The sequence below is a fragment of the Colwellia marinimaniae genome (assembly GCF_002207865.1).
Classification (GTDB): Bacteria; Pseudomonadota; Gammaproteobacteria; order Enterobacterales; family Alteromonadaceae; genus Colwellia; species Colwellia marinimaniae.
This window is the reverse complement of record NZ_BDQM01000066.1, coordinates 1-4200: the sequence shown is the minus strand read 5'-3', so window position 1 is coordinate 4200 and position 4200 is coordinate 1. Positions and strand designations below refer to the sequence as shown.

The window sequence follows — 4200 nt, the reverse complement described above, 5'->3', positions numbered from 1 at the left end:
AGGTAAGTACAGATGATTTTATTGTATTCTGCCGCAAAGCGGCTTCGTTCAACAAGCACTTCAAACGGAACAAAAACAGTTGGTTAGGTTCCGCTTCGCTACACATTTTAACCCACTATTTTTATCCGCTTAATGCGGCGTTAGCTTTTTAAAGGACTATTAGTGCAATTTCTTTTTAATACACAACAACCAAAATATTTGTATGTACTTAAATCATTCATACTTGCCCTTTGTATGGTATTACCTGCTTCGTACATTGTTTCTAATTTTGTATCACCTTCAGAAAGCCCTGATATAAAAATAAACGTGATAGGGTTTCTTGGTGTTGTTATTATCTCTCCGCTTGGAGAAACACTATTAATGACATTAAGCTTTTTTGTAATAAAATTATTTACTAATAAATTTAGTGTCATTTGTTTTGTTAGCGCTTTCTTTTGGGCTAGCTTACATTCATTATTAATACCAGCTTGGGGACTTGTTACATTTTTTACTTTTTTAGTGTTTTCAATTGCTTTTCAAGTTTGGGATAAAGTTTCGAGAAAAGATGCTTACATAATAGTTTTTTCAATTCATGCTTTAGTAAATTTTTTTGCTTTTACTTTATCGGTGTAAGCAAAATAAAATTAATCAGGACAAAAAACAGTTGGTTTTTGCTCCTTCGTCGCTATTTTAACCAACTATTTTTAGCCTATTAATTGGGCGTTGAGGCTGTAGAATAACTAATTTAGCCAAAACAGCTAAACATTTGTACTCCTATATCGCACTGTAGAGGATTAACTCGATATAGGTAATGCATTTACCACCCCGATTTTAGGGGGTAATTCATAATAAACGAGTTATTCTACAAGTTCGTTATATGCTAAATGGAGTTTTAAATGGAGCATGGAGCAAAAATAGATAGAAGATATGATTTAGACTGGCTACGAGTTATCGTTTTCGGTTTGCTCATTTTTTATCATATAGGGGCGTTTTATGCGACTGGGGGATATCACGTACACAGTGTATATGCGAGCGAAACTATTGAACCCCTGATGAAGTTGGTCAATCCTTGGCGTTTAACCTTGTTATTTTTTATATCTGGCATTGCTATAAGGTTTGCCATTGATAAACAACCATTAATTAAGTTTACGGTTAAAAGATCTATTATACTTCTCATACCAATAATTTTTTGTATTCATACTATTATCGCTCCACAATCGTGGCTTGAGCTATTAGAAAATGGAGAGATAACTTCTGGGTTTTGGGCGTTTTATCCAGAATATTTAATAGGGAGTATAGATAAATACTCAGTAGTAATTCCAACTTGGAACCACCTTTGGTACGTTGTTTATTTATTTGTTTATACTTTATTACTCATTCCTATCGCTCGTCCTTTAGCTTCTTTTATGAATGGCTATGGTAAAAAAATGAGTAGTAGATGCCTTGATAACCGTTTAGGTATCTTTGTGGTAATGTTGATTCCGGTCATTCCCTTTATAATTTTTCACTATATTTTAAATCCTATTTACCCATCAACACATGCACTTGTTGATGATTGGGCAAACCATCAGTTATATTTCAGTATTTTTATTTTTGGCTTTTTAATATCCAAAGACAAGAGCTTTTGGCAGGCTATTAATAAAGCATTGATTCCAGCTCTAATCATGGTTTTTATTATTTCTACTATTGCTTCTATTGTATGGTATTTAGAAAGTCAAAATTATAGGTCTTATGCTTTTGATATAACGGAACACTATTCAGAGAAAACAAGAAAGACGGCATACGCTTGGTTTTCAATTGTTGCCTTATTAGCAATTTTCCAACGATGGCTAAATAAACCGAGCAAAGCTCTTTCTTATATGACAGAGGCTGTATTTCCTTGGTATATTTTACATCAAACATTAATAGTCATGATTGGTTACTGGCTAACAAGACAAGGACTATCAATTTATAGTGAATCCTTAGCGTTAATATTATTAACATTTTTGGGTTGTTATTTGATTAATGAATATTTTATACGTCGTTGGAAATGGATCCGTCCATTATTTGGGCTAAAGCTATATAAACTAAAATATTAATAGCTGTTAGGGTACTAATTCAGCGCATATAACAAGTTACTCAAACGGACGCTTAGTAATGCGTTGAGGCTGTAGAATAACTAATTCAGCCAAAACTACTAAAATTTTGTGCTCCTGTATCGAACTGTAGAGGATTAACTCGATATAGGTAATGCAGTTACCACCCCGATTTTAGGGGGTAATTTATAATAAACGAGTTATTCTACAAGCTCGTTATGTAATCAAGGAAACTTATGAGATATATTTTAATATTGGTGTTGTCTTTACTAGTTGTCAGCACTAATGCACAAAGCACAGATAAAGTTGAAGGAGAAAAGATTAAAATGTCTAAACATAATAAAATTAATTACATCGAAATCCCTGCTAAAAATATTGAAGCAACCAAGTCTTTCTTTATTGAAGTTTTCGATTGGTCATTTGTGGATTATGGTCCAGATTATTGTAGTTTCACTGCTCAAGGTGTAGATGGGGGCTTCTTTAAATCTGATTTAGTTGTTTCTACTAAAAATGGAAGCCCGTTAATTGTCCTTTATAGTAATTCACTTGAAACAACTCAAGAAAAAATTGAGAAAGCAGGTGGTAAAATAATTAAGCCCATTTTCTCATTTCCTGGAGGAAGAAGATTTCACTTTGGTGATCCAAATGGAAATGAATTTGCAGTTTGGGCAGAATGATTACATAAGAAAATCAACAAGGACACGTAACAGATAATTGGACTCCCTCACTTCCTAAAAAGTGAGGTAATATAAAAGTTACCAAACAAATATATTATAAAGAATCCTGATATGTATCGTACCAAAGTTGGCGTTGATTTAGCAAAAGAAGTTATTCAAGTTTGTATTTATAGAAACAAAAAGGTGCAGTCAAATATTGAAATGACACCGAACGAATTTCTTTGTTGGCTAGTGAATGCAAAACCGGTCACGATAATATTTGAAGCGTGTGGTACCTCGAATTATTGGAAGCAGAAAGCGATTTCAGCAGGTCATGATGCGCGTTTAATTTCAGCGAAATTGGTTGCGACGGTTAGACAAAATCAAAAAACAGATAAAAACGATGCACTGGCTATAGTCCAGGCCGCTTCTTTACCCGATGTTACTTTTATTGGTGGTAAAACGGTTGAGCAGCAACAATTACAAACCATTAAGCGCTTAAGAGAGCTTGCTGTAAAACACCAAGGTGCCATTAAAAAACAATTAGTGTCTTTATTATTGGAATTGAATATTCGAATTTCTAATCGAAAAGGCGGGATTATCAGTGCGATAGACGGTGTATTAGAAGATGCGAGCAATGGATTGTCAGTCGAATGTCGTATTGCAATAGATACCGCTAAAATGAATTTGAAAGTATCGATTGAAGCGGTTCACCGCTATGATGATTGTTTAGAAAATTCAGTTATTGCGCATGCCGATTGCAAAAAAATACTCAAGCTTGAAGGTGTTGGTACCATGAATGCGATTAACCTATATCTCGCCCTGGGTTGCTCTGATATAGGCGTATTTAGTAAAGGTAAAGATGCTTCAGCCTGTATTGGTTTAACGCCTATTCAACATTCTTCGGGTGGTTTTGTTAAATTAGGCTCAATAGGAAAGCACTGTAAAAACAGCATACTGAGAAGTCAGCTTATTTGTGGTGCAATGGCAGCGGTGAATCAAGCAGTTATACGAGAAGCCAAAACTAAAAAAGATGTTTGGATTAAAGGGCTTGTAGAGCGACGAGGCAAAAAATGTGCTGCGGTAGCACTTGCTAACAAAACGGTAAGAACCGCTTTCGCGATGCTAACACAAGGTACAGAATATAAAGCTGAGTTATTGGCAGCTTAAAAGAATTAACTAGAAAAAAGTTTAAAAGCGTTCAAACAACAAAAATGCAAAACGAAGATAAAAATCAGCTCGTTTAGTCAGTAGCCAACGGAGAGCTTAGCGCTCGCGTAACAGATTTGACAATGAGTTCGCGTAAATATCAAAGAGCCAGAGATAGCTTCTCATTTTAGAGCTCGTACATAAGTACGCATTTATTTCTTTGAGTTATTGTTTTTGTTGTTGACACGGGGGAGTCCACATAAGCGGTGTTTTTCAAGATAGTTGGCACTGTTTACCCTAATTTTGTTAAGCGACTTCTTTTTGTTCGTTTTTTATACTTT

The 4200-nt window shown here is 34.7% G+C and carries 4 protein-coding genes; all 4 read left to right on the top strand.

The annotated features are described in order from the left end of the window. Positions 1-162 precede the first annotated feature (162 nt). Entirely contained in the window at positions 163-612 is a 450-nt protein-coding gene (locus MTCD1_RS17995; protein ID WP_057180810.1) for a hypothetical protein, read from the top strand. 263 nt (positions 613-875) lie between these two features. Continuing rightward, entirely contained in the window at positions 876-2057 is a 1182-nt protein-coding gene (locus MTCD1_RS17990; RefSeq protein ID WP_057180811.1) for an acyltransferase family protein, read from the top strand. Positions 2058-2380: 323 nt separating this feature from the next. Further along, positions 2381-2731 (top strand): VOC family protein, encoded by a 351-nt coding sequence (locus tag MTCD1_RS17985; RefSeq protein WP_057180814.1) that lies wholly within the window; start codon positions 2381-2383, stop codon positions 2729-2731. 111 nt (positions 2732-2842) lie between these two features. Further along, positions 2843-3880 carry an IS110 family RNA-guided transposase gene (locus tag MTCD1_RS17980; RefSeq protein ID WP_057180812.1) on the top strand — a complete coding sequence of 346 codons (1038 nt, stop codon included), beginning with the start codon at positions 2843-2845 and terminating at the stop codon, positions 3878-3880. Positions 3881-4200: the final 320 nt, after the last annotated feature.

Bases quoted from the DNA above. Each gene is read 5' to 3' on its own strand.
- MTCD1_RS17980 (WP_057180812.1), top strand. From the start codon at position 2,843: ATGTATCGTACCAAAGTTGGCGTTGATTTAGCAAAAGAAGTTATTCAA.
- MTCD1_RS17985 (WP_057180814.1), top strand. From the start codon at position 2,381: ATGTCTAAACATAATAAAATTAATTACATCGAAATCCCTGCTAAAAAT.
- MTCD1_RS17990 (WP_057180811.1), top strand. From the start codon at position 876: ATGGAGCATGGAGCAAAAATAGATAGAAGATATGATTTAGACTGGCTA.